The following is a 17,855-nucleotide window of genomic DNA, read 5'->3' as shown; positions in this document are numbered from 1 at the left end:
GAGTATTAAATTATTTCCGTCATGAATGTGTCATATTTTCTCGCCAGAATGCCCGATCCGCGCAATGAAGTGGTTCGTCCACCACGCCAGGTGTTGGCAAGCGGGCTCACTCCTGTTACAACATCAACTCGATATCGAAACTCCTTTTTGAACGGCAGAGAATCATGAGTGATAGCCAGACGCTGGTGGTAAAACTGGGCACCAGTGTTTTAACGGGCGGATCCCGCCGCCTGAACCGCGCCCATATCGTTGAATTAGTGCGTCAGTGCGCGCAGCTGCACGCGATGGGACATCGAATTGTGATCGTCACCTCCGGGGCGATAGCCGCCGGACGTGAGCACCTCGGCTACCCGGAACTGCCCGCGACCATTGCGTCGAAACAGCTGCTGGCAGCTGTCGGCCAGAGCCGTCTTATCCAGCTGTGGGAACAGCTTTTTTCTATTTATGGCATTCACGTTGGCCAGATGCTGCTGACCCGCGCCGATATGGAAGACCGCGAACGCTTCCTTAACGCCCGCGATACCCTGCGCGCGCTGCTGGATAACAATATCGTGCCGGTCATTAATGAAAATGACGCCGTGGCGACCGCTGAAATTAAAGTCGGCGATAACGATAATCTTTCGGCGCTGGCGGCAATTCTCGCGGGCGCCGATAAACTGCTGCTGCTGACCGATCAGCAGGGGCTGTTCACCGCCGACCCGCGCAACAACCCGCAGGCCGAGCTGATTAAAGACGTTTACGGCATTGATGACGCCCTGCGCGCTATCGCGGGCGATAGCGTGTCGGGTTTAGGTACCGGTGGTATGGGCACCAAGCTGCAGGCCGCCGACGTCGCCTGCCGCGCGGGTATTGATACGATCATTGCCGCCGGTAGCCGCCCTGGCGTGATTGGCGACGTGATGGAGGGGGTTTCCGTAGGCACCCGCTTCCACGCCCAGGAGTCGCCGCTGGAAAACCGCAAACGCTGGATTTTCGGCGCGCCGCCGGCGGGCGAAATTACCGTTGACGCCGGTGCGACCCAGGCAATTCTTGAACGCGGCAGTTCCCTGCTGCCGAAAGGGATTAAAACCATCACCGGCAACTTCTCGCGCGGCGAAGTGATCCGCATTCGCAGCCTTGAAGGCCGCGATATCGCCCACGGCGTCAGCCGCTATAACAGCGATGCGCTGCGCCGTATTGCCGGGCAGCACTCGCAGCAGATCGATGCCATTCTGGGCTATGAATATGGCCCGGTCGCCGTCCACCGTGACGACATGATTATCCGTTAAGGAGCTGAAAATGCTGGAACAAATGGGCATTGCTGCCAAAGCGGCCTCGTACAAACTCGCGCAGCTTTCAAGCCGCGAAAAAAACCAGGTGCTGGAAAAGATTGCCGACTATCTTGAAGCGCAGACCGACGCGATCCTGCGGGCTAACGCTGAGGATCTGGCGGAAGCGCGCGCTAACGGGTTGAGCGAGGCGCTGCTCGATCGCCTGGCGCTCAACCCGGCGCGCCTGAGCGGGATTGCTCACGATGTTCGTCAGGTCTGCAACCTGGCGGACCCGGTTGGTCAGGTGATCGACGGTGGCCTGCTGGACAGCGGCCTGCGCATTGAGCGCCGCCGCGTGCCGCTGGGCGTGGTCGGCGTGATTTACGAAGCGCGCCCGAACGTGACCGTCGACGTCGCCTCTCTGTGCCTGAAAACCGGCAACGCGGCGATTCTGCGCGGCGGCAAAGAGACCTGGCGCACCAATGCCGCCACGGTGAAAGTGATTCAGCAGGCGCTGCAGGAGTGCGGCTTACCGGCAGCCACCGTCCAGGCGATTGAGAGTCCGGATCGGGCGCTGGTCGGCGAGATGCTGAAGATGGATAAGTATATCGATATGCTGATCCCGCGCGGCGGCGCAGGTTTACATAAGCTGTGCCGCGAACAGTCGACGATTCCGGTGATCACCGGCGGGATCGGCGTTTGCCATATTTATATCGACCACTCCGCTGACGTTGCCGAAGCGCTGAAAGTGATCGTTAACGCCAAAGTGCAGCGCCCGAGCGCCTGTAACTCGGTCGAAACGCTGCTGGTACATCAGGATATCGCCGAACGCTTCCTGCCCGCGCTGAGCAAGCAGATGGCGGAAAGCGGCGTCAGCCTGCACGCCGATGCGGCCTCCCTGCCCGCGCTGCAAAACGGCCCGGCCAGCGTAGAGCCGGTGAAAGCGGAGCAGTATGACAATGAGTACCTGTCGCTGGATCTGAACGTGAAGGTGGTGGCCGATCAGGATGAAGCGGTAGCGCATATTCGCGAGCACGGTACTCAGCATTCCGACGCCATCCTGACGCGCACCCTGGGCAACGCGAACCGCTTTATCAACGAGGTGGACTCCTCGGCAGTGTACGTCAACGCTTCTACCCGCTTTACCGACGGCGGCCAGTTCGGCCTCGGCGCGGAAGTGGCGGTCAGCACCCAGAAGCTGCACGCGCGCGGCCCGATGGGGCTGGAAGCCCTGACGACCTATAAGTGGATTGGTTTCGGCGACGATACCATTCGTGCTTAATGCTCATTGGGTGATGCAAAAGTAGCCGTTTGATTCACAAGGGCATTGACGCATCACCCACTTAGTTTTAACCTTCTAACCCGTGCTTACGCTCGTCAGCACGTCTTGCAGGGCCGATATAGCTCAGTTGGTAGAGCAGCGCATTCGTAATGCGAAGGTCGTAGGTTCGACTCCTATTATCGGCACCATTTCAAACTCTTCCCAAGTCTACCGAAATCAACTTAAAGCCCGTATACTGCGGCTTCAAGCCCGTATCTTATCTCCTGTTATCAACTGGACTCATCCGAAATCAAGACATAGTTGAGGGCATAAGTGGGGGCATTTTGGGTTCAGTCCTGAGAGATGCCCCCAATGAAGCTTAATGCGCACGCTGCTAAACCCAGAGAGAAAGCCTATAAGCTGGCAGATGGTGCTGGTTTGTATCTTGAAGTCGTTCCCTCAGGTTCCCGATACTGGCGGATGAAATATCGCTTCAATGGAAAAGAGAAGCGTATGGCTTTTGGGGTCTATCCGGCAGTATCCCTTGCACAAGCGAGAGCACTGCGTGATGAAGCCAAGAAAAAACTGGCCGAGGGTATCGATCCATCGTTTGTCAAGAAAGAAGAAAAGCTGGTTCGCGATGTGCAGCTCAATAACACGTTCCAGTCTGTGGCGCTTGAGTGGCACGGTACGAAGGTGAGCAGATGGTCAGAAGGCTATGCCTCCGACATCATCGAAGCCTTCAATAAAGATATTTTCCCCTATATCGGCCAGCAGCCAGTGAATGAAATCAAACCGCTGGTTCTGCTAAATGTGCTGCGTCGAATGGAAAGCCGTGGTGCGACAGAAAAGGCCAAGAAGGTTCGACAGCGCTGCAGCGAAGTCTTTCGTTACGCCATCGTGACTGGTCGTGCGGAATATAACCCTGCAGGGGATCTTACCAGCGCGATGTCAGGGCATGAATCGAAGCATTATCCCTTCCTTACCGTTGAGGAGTTACCAGACTTCTTTAAAGCTCTCTCAGGCTATACAGGAAGTCCGCTGGTTGTTCTTGCCGCTCGTCTGCTGATCCTTACGGGAGTTCGCACTGGCGAGCTTCGAGGTGCTTTCTGGAGTGAGTTTGATCTTGAAAAAGCGGTGTGGGAAATACCTGCAGAGCGTATGAAGATGAAACGGCCTCACCTGGTGCCCCTCTCTACCCAAGCGCTGGAAATCGTACAGCAACTCAAAGTGATGTCTGGGCAATATCCTCTTGTGTTTCCTGGAAGGAATGACCCCCGTAAAACGATGAGCGAAGCGAGTATAAATCAGGTGTTCAAGCGGATTGGATATACGGGGAGGGTTACTGGACATGGTTTTCGGCACACGATGAGTACGATTTTGCATGAGGAAGGGTTCAATACGGCGTGGATTGAAACTCAGCTTGCGCATGTCGATAAGAATGCGATTCGCGGGACGTACAACCATGCGCTGTATTTGGAAGGCAGGAGAGAGATGATGCAGTGGTATGCTGATTATATTGATAAAGTTGGAAGGGTTACTCTCAGGAGTGCTTCATAATTAGATTTCTCTAAGCCTAACTGGATCGTTAGGAATACAGGAAAACTATACAATTATTGCTCCTCCATAATGGAGGGGCTGAAAATAATAATTTTTTTTATGAATCACACTCAAGTTGATTATTAACTTCCTCAACTATTAGATATAAGGTTTCTAAATTCCAGAACTATATGTAAATTATAACTTATTTATTAGTTAACTTGAGGGGGCGATAAATAAGTTCACATTTAATGATGCTACAAACCTCGAAATACTATCCCTTAATATGTGAGTTGGTTTTTATATGTAACTAATTGACTTATATCACATTTCATAATACACAGCATTCATTGTTTTAGGTATAATAATCCGATTACAGCATTTTAGATTAGTACATGTTCCTTATAAGGGTGTTATCTAAATGGATGATTTTGAAGATAAAAAAAGATTTGAAGAGGCAATCGAAGCTGGTCAACGAAATCTCCGTGCTGTACACCTACTTAGTAACTGGTGTTCTCACTCTGAATTCATTCGATCAGAGGGGAGAGGCATGATTGAGGCTGAAACAGGGTTACCCATTGGTCACATGGGAGTTCAATGCAAATTTGTTAAGCAAAGTTCAATGCTTAGCTGGCTTCTGGAAGACTCGGTTTACAGCTTCTATAAACAGAACTGTAAACATTGTAATCAACGAGTTCCGGTGGGATTTCCCAATATTTTAGAGTTTGTAGGCCCAAGAGAAAAATCTGCCGAAGAACGAAATTTGGCTCGCAAAGAAGAAGAAAGGCAGAGAAAGCAGAAGCAGCTCAATAGACAACAAGAACGAGCAGTTTTACGTCTTTCACTTACTCTAGAAGAAACGTTTGTGCTTGATTTGCTTGATGAACTCGATCAAGAAGATATAGAGAACAACGATCCCCGTTTGGAACAACTTGCTAATCTGGCACCTGAGACATTTACTAGTAAAATAATTGAACACTTGTTGCCTGCACTGTTACATGAGAAATTACCATATTCAATGCCAGCAGCAAAAGCTTTAATAAGAACTGAATTATCACAAGCGGAAAAACTGGCAATTTCAGTATATTTAATAAACAACTTCGAATATTGTCCACCTGCTATAGAAGCAATCCTCTTGGAAGCAGAGAATCTATCTGAAGATGATTTCTTAACAGTCCTTTACCACTTTGTTAGAATGGCTGTTGAATCTCCTCCTGGAATGATGATTGGTACATTTGAGCGAAAAGTACTTAATAAAGGCCCCATTCAGTCACTTTTTAAAAAAAGACAAGCTGATATCTATGATGTTGTTGATGAATACATAAAAGATACTCACCGGGGAAAATTTCAATTTGCTATTGAGATAATTATTGCATCGGATGATGATGAGCTGCTTCTAAGACATATTAGAAGTATATTTTCTAAGCTGATGCGTCGACGGACTCTACTCCCGGAGGAGCGGAGAGATAGCAGCATTCTTTTCTTTCTTCGGGAGGCTGCTACGAAATGCTTAGATAGATTTCCCGATGAAAGCGATAAAGTTATTCAATCCTATCTTGCTGACAAAGATGATATTGGGAGACATGAGGCCAATAGAGCTTACAGATCTGTACTGCGAAATAACTATAGAAAAAAAAGTAAAATAGGAAAGACGCAAAAAATAGCTTTTAGGCGTTTGCTCTGGGCTGCAGTGGAAAATCCAGAGGATAGCATGGATGATGCAGGACAATTCTTTAGACACTCTTGGGACGAATTTTCTGAGCTTGCAGTTGATAATTTTGACGATTTGATCGGAGCGGCTGCAACGCTAAGCGAGAAATTTGAGGCGTTGAATAAAGAAAAAATCATAGAAATAAATGAGAGTTTTCTTGATCATTTAGATAAAAGTAATAAGCGTAATGCTATTGATGGCTTACAGGGTGCATTGATTGAATGGGCCGCGATTGGAGCTAAATCTAGAGGGAGTGAAGGAATCGATGATTTTCTTCAGCTCTATAGAAGCTTACCAGAAGAACAAACTCAAATGCGTGGGAACATGATTGCCCATGTTTCTAAGTTATTAACTGGTATTGACAGCCTAACACTAGTGCTCTCTGATTGGTATCGTGCTCTTATGGATGAGAGTACATTGATTCGAGCACGTGCCGTACAAGCGTGGGAAAATGTTCCCTATGATTTAGTGAAGAATTTCCCAGATTTATTCTTCGAAGCATATTCAGTCTTGCTATTAGATCAATATGTTATGGTGCATCAGTATGCTGTTCGCGCTTTGAGCCGTAGATCTTTTCCTGAGGAGAAACGGGGACTTGTGAGATCCCGGCTATGGAATCTAATTTGCTATTATACTCAACAAGATAAAAAAGATAATTTCATTGTAGAATGCATTGACGTTTTTGCTTCTCTTTGCTTATCAGATGAAGAGAGAAAGGGAAAAATTGGATTGCTTCTTTCTAATATATTATTAATTTTAGAAGGAAGTGCACTTTATGATGCTATCAATCGATTGCGTTTTCATTTTGATGATATTCACGGTTTTGTCAAAGTCGCACTCAAAGCAATTCAGGATAAGTATACCCGCAATATTTCTATTGATGACTGCATCTCAGTGATATTAAGAGCGCCACTTGATGAGCTTCGAAATTGTAAAGACGATCTCCAAAAAGCATTCAATGCTCTGAAACCATTTAAACCTCAACAATTTATTGAAGCATTAGTGTACGTGGCTGCGTTAAGCAAGTGTGGTGATAACGTAACTGCAAATGTTTGTTTAAAGGAACTACTGGAAGAAATTCCAAATGATGAAAGAAATACACAATGGAAACTTAAGGCTGCTTTAGTTACAGAAGCAGCTAGCATTGAACATGCCATAAGTGTTTGCGAACCCTATAATGACTTAATTGAAAAATGGAATGGCCTTACGGCTGAGTTGGAGAAAGAATATGAAGAACGAGCCAAATTTCGAGATTTTCCGCCAAGCTTTTTCTCCGAGAGTTGAGATTGCAGCAGCGTTGGATGGTGCACTCAAGTCCATTCCGAATGACTTGGTGAAACTTAAAGAAGCGTGTCAAAAACTCAATGAAACGCTCGATGAGCTCGGTCAGGGATATGTTGAAGATCAGTATCGTGCATATTACATAGCAATGACTATATTTGTATCTCTAGCTGAGTGGAAACATGCTATACGTAATGCTGAGACTGATGCTCAAAGGTTTTTAAATTCAGCACAATTAAAAGCATCAGAGATCGACATGACGACGAGTCTCTCGGAGAACAAACAATTTAATGAATTTATAGAGCAAGTCCGTTCAATCAGTAAATTAGATTCATTAAAACAAATACAAGACCAGTTAACAAGCTGGTCATTGCCACTACTCTTATTCGCAAATCTTCGCGATAAAAATATTGAGGGGATTAGGCAAGGAATATCTAGTAAAGGGACAAAAGAGAATAAAACACAAGAATCAACAGTTGCATTTCTAAAGTTTGATATTGATGGGGAACCAGCTCAGCAATGGAATTATCTTAAGCCGGGTACGGCTTATGACCTTAACATAGAGGTCAGGGTTTCAAATTGGCCAAAAAGTGCAAATTTCCTCTCATTAAAGCCAGTGACAATTGATGCTCGTGAGCGAGACTGGTTGCCTGATTTTAGATTTGAGAAACCAGAGGGGGAAGGCCCCTTCACACTGAAGGGGATCGGTCGTGTCGTCTTGGAAGTGGCAAATTCATTTGGCTCGAGACCTTACGAATTCCTATATGCTGCCGAGTTTGACAATTTAAGTAATTGCCAAAATATTGCTATCGTAGGACATAGGCGCTTACTACTTGAAGGGAGTGATTCCGCTCAAGCTCCATTAACTGGATTTTCAAACGTCGATAGGCATCTTATAAAAATTCGTAACATATTACGAGCTTTCCCTGGATTACACTCAGATGACATTGCTAATACAATGGTTATACTTGGCGGCTTAGGAAATGTTGCAGCACAAGCTCTTAAAGCTAGTTTATTTATTGCTGGCACATCAGAGCAAAAATTTCAGCGTAAAATAGCCGAAATGCTTAGAAGTAGGAATGAGATTGGCGAGAACTTACAAGGCCATCCAGAGGCTGCTGGCGGGATAACGGATCTCACATTTGAAGACATTCCGATAGAACTAAAAGTTGAAAATAATAAGGTTCTTTTCCCCAAAGATTTTCAAAAATATTTCGATCAAACAGCAGCTTATGCCATTGGATTAGGTAAGCGTATCGGTATTTTGGTTGTTCTGGAATCAACGTCAAAATCAGCGCCGGTGGGAGTAATAGAGGATGATATTGAAGTATTCACTCATCCAACAGGTCAATCTCAAGTTGCAATTGTTGTTGTCGTCGTAAGAGGTGGTTTCCCTAAACCCAGTTCTTATTCTCGATAGCCATTTATATCAACAATTAGTAGAATATAAAGATTATAGGAAATTGTATTCTGTCTATATAATTTTATTTTTTTATGCAGAGGGCTGCGTGTGAAAAGAAAAGTTGAAATAACCAAGAACAGCTTTTTTGAACTTTTTTCTGATGCAATAACTCTTTATGAATTATCAGCTGCAACAAAAAAATCACACATCAAAAAAACACTTGCCAAATCAAGTGTACTTTCAATTAACTACGCTATTGAGGCTGCAGCTAACTCATTTTTATCTTCTATAGAAATAACGCAAAAGTTAAAAGATCAAATTGACAGGTTCTCTTCACTTGATAAATTTGACTATACTCTTCAATGGCATAAAGACATATCTTTACCTCGTGGAACCACTCAAACACAAATAATAAAAGAATTAATAGCACAACGAAATGCATTGGTACATCCTAAGATTAAAATTTTCACTGATACAATAGAAACTAAACCGGGTGAAGGAAAAATTGCTTATCAACACCAGTCTAATATTAATTCCGAACAAGCTAAAAGTAATATATCAGGTATATCCCTCGATCCTGAAACATATACTGAAAAAGATGCTTTTATTGCGATTAAGGCTCTTGTTGATTTTTTAAATTGCTATGTTAACGATTGGTGGGGTATTGATTTGGAAACATCTGCTTTACTGCTTTTGCCATCATGGAACGGCTCAATACAAGCACAATCAATAATTTATGAGCGGAACTCACTTGAGACTGTTCTAAGGCATGATCCTGCACTAAAAATAAAATTTATTGGGTTGCATGGTATATTTGAGCAATTTCAATAATACTCCAAAGATTATTTCTACCAGAAGGAATGGTTAGAGGTTCTCCTTTAACCAAACTTTAACGCCTGCTTCTCATCTTAGTCAAGAACAGGCGGTAAGCGCTACGGCATGTCGAAAAGTGTTGCTGAGTAATCAACAACGGTAAAAAACCATAAATGCTAATTTTTCTCAACCAGTGCAATAAGCCGTAAGTACCGAGAGTCCTTGATCAGACTTGTATCTGTATCTTCAATTAGCTCAAGAATCTTCTGCAACTCTCCTGATGTACGCGTGAATATCTGTGGTATTATTTTGTCCATTAAATCAAGTGTGGTTTCTGGAAAAATAGCTGCAATTGCTCCTTTACCACCGAGCTCCCGAGTGAATCTGTAGAACAAATGATCAATTGTCTCGATTGGTACTAAGTATGTTTTTACTGAATCGTAAACCTCCGGAAACTTATCGCCAGTATCGTCAAGTAAACCAACCCATGCTTTTACAGAGCTCGTGGTTCTATATTGGCGTTCTTTGGGCCAGTCCTCTCTGATTAATGGGATCACATACTTAACCCAGCCACTCTCGTTTTTCTGCCCGACCAATCCTAACCAGGAAATAAAACGATTTCGAGCCTCGTCAGATAATGCTCGTAATATGGAGCGCATTTCATTCCTGGAAGGACTGGAGGGCTCATCAGGGTGAAACATTCTCATTAAGCCAAGCCATTGCGAAGCTCGAACTGAATAATCTTTTTCCCAAGAAAGAGATTCGATCCAAGGGATAAGGTTAAGAAAAGCTGGTTTAATAAGTTCAGCTACTGCAATTGAAGGCATAGCATTGCACTGAAGGTAACCATTCCATGCTGGTTCTGCCGCAGGATGTTTTAAATCCAAAAGGGGTATAAGCCATTCCTTTACCCATGCAGGATCAACAAACATTAGCCGATTTAGATTGCGAGACGTTATAGCTATAGCGTGGTCCGCACCTTCTCCTGGTGCAGTAAAAAGACGTTCAATACGAGACTTAATAGAATACGGAATAAGCGAACCAGCTTTTTTTTCTTCACTTGGCATTACTTGAAAAAGCGCTTGAGTACATTTACCGACAGGACCATTGATTGCATGGCTGAATGTACGCCGAGACTGTATTACAACCTCACCATTTCGGATAACTTCTCCGAAACCACTCCGTGTTGCATCAGCCCCACCGCTCAGTATGCCCTCTATGACATGATCGTAAACTGCCCACCCGAGATCCTCATCAAATTCAAGAGTCGCAGCTAAATTTTGTTCAAGCCAGTTACTTAATGTATGTCGTAACTCGACCAAAGCTGTAACTGGCAACCGCACAATTCGGTTCAGGAATACTCGTCTCACCCTTGGTTTAAGATCTGTAGGTAACTCACTTATCATTGGCGACCAAAATTCCTTAGGGTAATCACCGCCTCTCCCTGCAATAGCTAGTGCAGATAAAGCCTTACGCGGGTTTTCTTTTATCAATCCGACAAAGGGTTGCCTACTAGTAAAGCTGTCATCTTCTCGTTTAAGTATCTCTTTTACTTTTGGGATTATTTCGTTTGCTGGAAGATCTAAGATTATATCTGGCTTTTCGTCTGTACGAACCCAACCTGTCCGTGACCCCCAATTGATGACAACAGATGTAGCCCAGCCATCATTCCAGTCAGGAATTCTTTTAATCATCGCAGTTAGTTGGTCACGATGAATAGTGGACATTTTACAGCCGCTTAGTTCGAGATAGCGAGCGTATCTAGCTGCCAGTATCTCCCTTTGTTTTGGAATGTCTTCCTCGGGAAAATAAAGTAAATGGTTCGGGCCGGTTAAAATATGCTCTATAATTCGATTCTGATTTTCTTGCGAGAATTCTTCCCAACGATCAGTGAGCAGAAAAAGAAGTTCGCGGGTAACATTTGTGTCCCAAAATTCACTTTGATCCAAAGACAAAAGCTCTTCGGCAACACGGTCAGCCTCAAAGACGCCTGTTTTACTGAATGCATAAAGTCTAAGCTTTCGGAAGAAAAACGGCTCCTTTACTGGCCAAGTTGTTACGTGTGCCTTAGCCAATTCTGGCCACTTCATAACAACTCGGTCTAAAAGGTGGACAAACCATGTCAATATCTCCGCACCTTTCGCGAAATGTTCTTCTCCTTCAACCGCACGTTCTGGATAACAACTTGGGCTTGGAAAGTAGTACGTATCAATATCCTCTAACATTCCGGAGGCAATTATTATTTGCGCTTCTAAAGCACTAAATACTTGTAGTAATACATTGTCAGGTACGTCTAAATCGTCATCATGTCTTTCGGTGAACACAACTTCAAATTGGCCTAATTCGCTGAACTGAATTTCCTCCCAGGAGCCGCTTGGCGGTCTGACTTCACCCAATCCATACGGCAACTTCTTTTCCAATCGGGGTGTCATTACCCTACGAAATTCTCGTAAGACACCAGCTGTCCAGCCTTGGTTTGTAATTCGAGCTTTTAAGTCGTACCAATCGACGTCATAACGACGATTGCGGGGATCTTTATGATGTTCAAGAATTAAGCTCCACAGTTGACGAGAGCGTTTGTGGATTGATGTTGAATGCTCAATATTGCGTTCAATATTTTGTAGTAGTAGAGGATGAATACTGATTTTTCGGATAGCCCACCAAGCCATCACGGGGCTATCAAGAGATTTGCAGAACCAGACCATGAGATGGCTCAATCGTTTCGGCATTGTCTCCAAACATCCAGCCAAGCGATGGTAATCTGACGGATTATCATCTTCGTCGCGCCATTCAAGGAGATTATCGTTACTCACTCCACGTTTACGTTCATCGTCAGCGATATCTTGCAGATCGTCATCAAGCCCATAAGCTTCTTGTGGATCGAAGGTCTCTGCATCATTGTCATCAAGTTCGTAGTATCGTTTCTTCTGTTTGGCTGACCGAATATTTGCATCCATCACACAAAGCCACTCTGGATGGGGAAGAGGAACAGCTTCAGAGAACAATTTCGCACCTTGTGTAGTGCGAAGTATATGGGCAAGTTGACCACGTTCATACGGTGCTAGAACTTTCGGATCTTGCTGGCTTTTAGCGATAATAGAAGCTCGCCATCGACGTGGATCATCTGCTCGCTCAGCCCATGCTTCCAAAGTCTTCCAAAGAGCTGGATGATCGGAATAGGCTATGGCTGTAACTCCTCTGTCACGCCATTTGGCTTCGATATCCTCGGCAAGGCCGCGATCAAACGCATAAAGTCTGGAACGATCATACTGGCCATCATGATTGAGACCCTGAAGGAGGTATTTAACTGGTGGGTCTTCTGCCTGATAACCGACCAAAACAACGATGTATCGTTCCAGAAGAAGCTTAATAAAATTGGTCGCCCATCCTTCTGAAAGATATGCTCGTCCAAAGTCTGCACTGCTCAGTACATAAGGATGGTTTACAGCATTTTCGTCGACCAGGCGGCCGTGAAGATATGTTATTCCCTCAATTGTCGAACCGAAATTCAGATTTGGAAAAGCTGGCGGCACATATCGAGTTAGATTATCTTGCGCTTGGTTATCCTCGAACAGTCGGTCAAAGTTCGTTGTGACAATCTGTGGAACACCACTCTGATTTGAGGAAATTCTTTTAATCAGGGCATGCTCTCGTCCAATCTCTATATCAGTTCTTGCAGTCCCCAGACGCTTTGATACCAAAGCATTCACCTCATCCTTGCCATATTCCAGATGTAGGAGGTTGAAAATTTGGTCGAGAGGGACATTAGCCGAAGATTGGTCGTGAAGCCATGGGCGAAATGCTGCCATGATTTCTGAATCGTGTGGTGGGTCAAAGTATTCAATTACATGCTGGGTAAGCTCTACAAAGCTTGGCATCCCTGAAGGTAATGAAACCCCAGCGCCACAGAGAAATACAACTCGACCTGTATCACAGCGTTCTAAGAGGATATCGGGTATGGAAGGCCCTTCAGGGTGGAATCTCATGAGCTCAACTTTTCTAAGCGTTAATTTATGCTTGGATTCTACTATTCATAGCCATGTGATGAACACTGGTAATGAAAAAACCTTGGTCATTCAAGTGATTCATCTCAAAGTAAACGATATGAATTGCCACTGTTTTGGTAGTCATCCTTTTAGGTGGCTTAAGTCAGGAGGTATTTAAATAGGCCTCATCGTGAGGACCCGAAGTATGTACGGTTGTGGGGGCAGCCCAACCATAGGGCAGGATCGTTTATCGGGGCGGGGTCAGTCCAGATGTCTTCTGTTCTGAACATAAATCAACGCTCACTATACGAAAGCTGTGACTCATCCTGTTCAAGATGCTAATGATTTACTTATATATTTCAGCAACCCCATGTAGCCTGTTATCCCCCGTTGTCGACAGGATTTTGAATGATGTTGCCCCTTGCTCATCAGCCTTACGAGAAAGAACATCCGATAACTCATCAAGCGTATAGGCATTGCTGGCTGAAATTACACCCATCTTTTCTTTCCCATCTGCGTGGTTAATTTCCTGAGCGGCAAATGCGGCATTCACTGAAATAAATCCCATGACCAATGTAGTAATAAGTAGTGCTTTCATATCTCGTACCTCTTTAACAATATGCTTGAAACTGGACTTGTATCAGGAGTAACTTCCTCCATCTGTGTATTCAAATATACAGACTTAAGCTGTCATGAGGCTGACTGCTATATGACAAAATTGTCAGGGTTGTAGATTGGTTAATTTTTTTGAATACAAATTCAGCTCGTTAATAATGCATTCAGGTTCTTCACGCAGAGGCATATTGTCTATGTCCAGAACCCCATCATTTTTTTGTGGATCATCAGTCTGCAAGTCTGCAAAGAGTGGGGAAAGATACTGCTGTGCTTCACCTCGTTCAGCTACCAGCTCGAACGTTTTATTTTTTGCCTCGTCGTGGGTCAGGGCACTGACCAGAACCTGGGCGATTTGCTCCCGGGATATCACACCATCTTCCGGTGTTCCCGTATGGCGACGGTCCCCCTGAAGCATAACGATTCTGTGCTCATCATCATTGTTGTAATCAAACCAGCCGGGCCTGACGATGGTATAGTGGTGACCACTTGCCCTTACCAGACGCTCGGCACGTCTTTTCCAGTCATGGACCTCAGTGCGTTGATTCCAGGTGCTGAGTCGTTCAGTCACGCCAATCGTGGTCATCAGGCCGATACGAACAGGTGTATCCCTGAATATTCGTAAAATATTGCGCACTCCGCCGTAATCTATCGCCCTGGCACCAATACGCCCCTGGCCATCGGAACCGAGCGTGAAGATGATGGCATCAATATCTTTCGGCAAATCGCTGAGGGTTTCAGGTAATGAAACATCGCCGTAAAAAACATCCGTTCCCCGAGGAAGCGATTTCACTTTGCGCTTATTTCTGACCAGCGCTACAGGCTGATGACCCATTTTGATAGCGGTATTGACGACATGAAGGCCAATACTTCCTGTCGCCCCTGCAATAAGTATTTTCATGATAAACCTACTGATAATTCAGACTTATTTTCGATACAGTCAGAATATCAATTATCATTATTGTCAGTAATGGGGCTAAAATGATTGTGTCTATGAACACCTTTCATGAGTGTGCGATGAAGGGAATGCCTCCATAAGGAAATCGCCGATGCTCAAAGAAAACTTCAACGAACTGCAAATCTTTCTTGTGGTGGCAAGGGAGCGAAGTTTTACCAAAGCAGCGGGCAAACTGGGCGTCTCTCAGTCTGCCCTCAGCCATGCGATGAAGGCCCTGGAGGAAAGGCTGAATATACGCCTTCTGACCCGTACGACCCGAAGCGTTGCCCCTACAGAAGCCGGTGAGAGAATTATTGCCTGCCTTGAACCTCGTATTGCCGATCTTGAACAGGAACTGGAATCGCTGGTTCAGCTGAACGGCACCGCCTCCGGCAATATCCGTTTATCTGCCGGGGAGCATGCCGCTCGAAGCCTGGTATGGCCGAAGCTAAAACCCTTCCTCAGGGAATATCCGGAAATTAATCTCGAACTGGTGGTGGATAACGGCTTTGTCGATATTGTTGAGGGGCGTTTTGATGCCGGGATCCGCCTGGGCGAAAGCGTGGATAAGGACATGATTGCGGTAAGAATTGGGCCGGACATGAGAATGGCCGTAGTGGGAGCACAGTCCTATTTTGCTGCTAATCCTGCGCCCCAAACGCCGCACGAGCTACAACATCACCGGTGTATCAATATGCGCCTGCCAACTGCCGGTGGGCTTTACCACTGGGAGTTTGAGAAGGATGGGAAACCGTTAAGGGTCAGAGTGGAAGGGCAGGTCACGTTTAATCTGCAGGCGGAAAGAATTGATGCGGCGTTATCCGGTTTTGGCATCGCCTGTATACCTGAAGACAGGGTGCAGGATTATATAAAGTCAGGAGAGCTTATTCAGGTTTTGCAGGACTGGTGCCCATCTTTCCCCGGATATTACCTCTACTACCCGAGCCGCAAGCAGCATCCCCCCGCTTTTGCGCTGATGATCGATGCACTTCGCTATCAGGAATAACGGGTCCGCCAATTGCAGCGGACCCGTCCGGGTATTAACGTCCTGTGCGAGCCTGGTGCTCAGGAGAGTAACGTTCGCCGACGATTTTAATGGTTTCAAGCGCCTGGGTTATCTGTCGCGAGTCATCCTGAGAAAGGATGATGTCGGCGGCCCCCAGGTTTTCCTCCAGCCGGTGCAGTTTCGTAGTTCCAGGGATAGGCACAATCCACGGCTTTTGTGCCAGCAGCCACGCCAGCGCGATCTGTGCAGACGTCACGCCTTTCTCTGCCGCCAGTTCACCCAGCAATAAGACCAGCTTTTCATTGGCTTCAATCGCCTGCCCGGCGAAACGCGGCACCTGGCTTCTGTAATCATCCTTGCCAAAAGTGGTTCCTGGCTTAATCGAGCCCGTCAGGAAGCCCTTGCCTAATGGGCTGAAAGGAACGAAACCAATGCCCAGCTCCTCCAGTAACGGCAGGATCTCCTGCTCAGGCTCGCGCCACCACATGGAGTATTCGCTTTGCAGCGCCGTGACAGGCTGTACGGCATGCGCACGACGAATGGTTTGCGCACCCGCTTCGGACAGACCGAAATGTTTAACTTTGCCTTCAGCTATCAGGTCTTTTACCGTACCCGCAACATCTTCAATCGGGACATCCGGATCGACACGGTGTTGATACAGCAGGTCAATGACATCAGTCTTAAGACGGCGTAATGATCCTTCCACAGCTTGACGGATATGCTCCGGACGGCTGTTTAAAATCTGCTGCTTGTTGTCGTCACCAAAAGTAAAACCAAACTTGGTGGCGATGACCACGCGGTCACGGAATGGTTTTAAGGCTTCGCCGACAACTTCTTCATTGAGGAAGGGGCCATACACTTCAGCGGTATCGAAGAAGGTGACGCCACGTTCAACCGCTGCGCGAATGAGCTCGATAGCCTGACGGGTATCGGTCGCCGGGCCGTAGCCGTGGCTTAAGCCCATGCAACCGAGCCCAAGCGCGGATACTTCGAGTCGGGATTTACCCAGATAACGTTTTTGCATTGAATGAATACCTCTTTTATCGCGACTTAAACATCAAGTTTGCGGCCAGTCAGCCATTCCACCATCGCCGGGTCGCGGTGAGAGAAGAAGGCGCTGGTTGCGGTGTCGAGGGCGGAAATCTGCAGCATATCTTCAGCGCTGAGTTCAAAATCGAGAATGTTGATGTTCTCTTCCATGCGTTCTTTGCGCACCGATTTCGCCAGTGAAATGATGCCTCGCTGGAAGATCCAACGCAGCACAACCTGACCCACGCTTTTGCCGTACTTCTGGCCAATTGCCGTTAACACGGGATGCTGGAACAAGCCATTTTTACCCTCAGCAAATGGTGCCCAGGCTTCCGGCTGAATGCGATGGCTTTGATTCCATGGAACGGCATGTAGCTGCTGGTTGAAGGGGTTAACTTCAATCTGGTTTACCGCAGGGACCACTTTGTTGAATGCGATAAGGTCAGCCAGTCTGTCAGGATGGAAATTGCTGACACCAATGGCGCGAATTTTTCCTGCCTGATGCAGTTCTTCCATGGCACGCCAGGCTCCATGCACATCACCGTAAGGCTGGTGAATCAGATACAGGTCGACGTAATCAAGCTGCAGCCGATTCAGGGAGCGTTCGAACTGGGCTTTAGCGCCTTCGTAATTCGTATCCTGTAGCCAGAGTTTGGTCGTCACAAAGAGCTCGTTACGGGCGATACTGGTCTGTTTCAATGCATTCCCGACCTGGGTTTCATTCTGGTAAGACGCGGCGGTATCGATCAGGCGGTATCCCGTATCGATGGCATCAATAACTGCTCTTTCGCATTCAGCAGCATCCGTCATCTGGAAGACACCAAAGCCCAGCAGGGGCATTTCAATACCGTTGTTCAGTTTTACAGTTTGCATGACGTTATCCTTCAGCTGTCGTGTTGGAAAAGCATAACGCAAACTGATTTATTCGATTAGATGGGGTAATTAGCTAGGGTTTATTAGATGTGTTCATTAATTTAGAAAGAGCTGAAGGTCGGCTTTGTGCTGTGAGTTCAATGGGTCGATGCAAC

At 46.3% G+C, this 17,855-nt stretch carries 12 protein-coding genes and 1 tRNA gene; 8 read left to right on the top strand and 5 right to left on the bottom strand.

Annotated elements, in window-relative coordinates; all coding sequences use genetic code 11:
• The first annotated feature begins 164 nt into the window (after positions 1-164).
• The 7 genes from proB (at position 165) to HMPREF3178_RS10765 (ending at position 9,275) form a co-directional block, all read left to right on the top strand.
• Positions 165-1,268 (top strand): glutamate 5-kinase, encoded by a 1,104-nt coding sequence (gene proB, locus HMPREF3178_RS10795; RefSeq protein ID WP_004099297.1) that lies wholly within the window; start codon positions 165-167, stop codon positions 1,266-1,268.
• Positions 1,269-1,278: 10 nt separating this feature from the next.
• Positions 1,279-2,532 carry a glutamate-5-semialdehyde dehydrogenase gene (gene proA / locus HMPREF3178_RS10790; protein WP_004099295.1) on the top strand — a complete coding sequence of 418 codons (1,254 nt, stop codon included), beginning with the start codon at positions 1,279-1,281 and terminating at the stop codon, positions 2,530-2,532.
• Positions 2,533-2,644: 112 nt separating this feature from the next.
• Positions 2,645-2,720, top strand: a tRNA-Thr gene (locus HMPREF3178_RS10785).
• Between the two features lie 163 nt (positions 2,721-2,883).
• Positions 2,884-4,071, top strand: a complete 1,188-nt coding sequence (locus HMPREF3178_RS10780) for a tyrosine-type recombinase/integrase (RefSeq protein WP_017146548.1) — start codon at positions 2,884-2,886, stop codon at positions 4,069-4,071.
• A 400-nt stretch (positions 4,072-4,471) separates the two neighbouring features.
• Positions 4,472-7,045 carry a hypothetical protein gene (locus HMPREF3178_RS10775; protein WP_032757181.1) on the top strand — a complete coding sequence of 858 codons (2,574 nt, stop codon included), beginning with the start codon at positions 4,472-4,474 and terminating at the stop codon, positions 7,043-7,045.
• A complete protein-coding gene (locus HMPREF3178_RS10770; RefSeq protein ID WP_017146551.1) occupies positions 6,990-8,462 on the top strand; it encodes a hypothetical protein in 1,473 nt (490 codons plus the stop codon). The genes HMPREF3178_RS10775 and HMPREF3178_RS10770 overlap by 56 nt, the downstream gene beginning before the upstream one ends.
• A gap of 90 nt (positions 8,463-8,552) precedes the next feature.
• The gene (locus HMPREF3178_RS10765) at positions 8,553-9,275 is read left to right on the top strand and encodes a hypothetical protein (RefSeq protein ID WP_017146552.1); all 723 of its coding nucleotides are present in this window, start codon (positions 8,553-8,555) and stop codon (positions 9,273-9,275) included.
• 158 nt (positions 9,276-9,433) lie between these two features.
• On the opposite strand, the gene HMPREF3178_RS10760 is transcribed toward HMPREF3178_RS10765, so the two are convergent.
• The 3 genes from HMPREF3178_RS10760 to HMPREF3178_RS10750 form a co-directional block, all read right to left on the bottom strand.
• On the bottom strand, positions 9,434-13,243 hold the full coding sequence (locus tag HMPREF3178_RS10760) for an SIR2 family protein (protein ID WP_023320395.1): 3,810 nt from the start codon (positions 13,241-13,243) through the stop codon (positions 9,434-9,436).
• 346 nt (positions 13,244-13,589) lie between these two features.
• The gene (locus tag HMPREF3178_RS10755) at positions 13,590-13,841 is read right to left on the bottom strand and encodes a YdgH/BhsA/McbA family protein (RefSeq protein WP_017146554.1); all 252 of its coding nucleotides are present in this window, start codon (positions 13,839-13,841) and stop codon (positions 13,590-13,592) included.
• A gap of 123 nt (positions 13,842-13,964) precedes the next feature.
• Complete coding sequence (locus HMPREF3178_RS10750; RefSeq protein WP_017146555.1) at positions 13,965-14,756, bottom strand: SDR family oxidoreductase; 792 nt, start codon at positions 14,754-14,756, stop codon at positions 13,965-13,967.
• A gap of 148 nt (positions 14,757-14,904) precedes the next feature.
• Between HMPREF3178_RS10750 and HMPREF3178_RS10745 the strand changes: the two genes are divergently transcribed.
• On the top strand, positions 14,905-15,798 hold the full coding sequence (locus HMPREF3178_RS10745; protein ID WP_017146556.1) for a LysR family transcriptional regulator: 894 nt from the start codon (positions 14,905-14,907) through the stop codon (positions 15,796-15,798).
• A gap of 34 nt (positions 15,799-15,832) precedes the next feature.
• Here HMPREF3178_RS10745 and HMPREF3178_RS10740 read toward each other — a convergent pair whose 3' ends face one another.
• Entirely contained in the window at positions 15,833-16,822 is a 990-nt protein-coding gene (locus tag HMPREF3178_RS10740) for an aldo/keto reductase (protein ID WP_017146557.1), read from the bottom strand.
• 26 nt (positions 16,823-16,848) lie between these two features.
• Entirely contained in the window at positions 16,849-17,700 is an 852-nt protein-coding gene (locus HMPREF3178_RS10735) for an aldo/keto reductase (protein WP_023320393.1), read from the bottom strand.
• Positions 17,701-17,855 lie beyond the last annotated feature (155 nt).

The sequence above is a fragment of the Klebsiella sp. HMSC09D12 genome, from assembly GCF_001808475.1.
GTDB classification, from domain to species: Bacteria; Pseudomonadota; Gammaproteobacteria; order Enterobacterales; family Enterobacteriaceae; genus Klebsiella; species Klebsiella oxytoca.
This window is presented reverse-complemented; position numbering and strand designations above follow the sequence as displayed.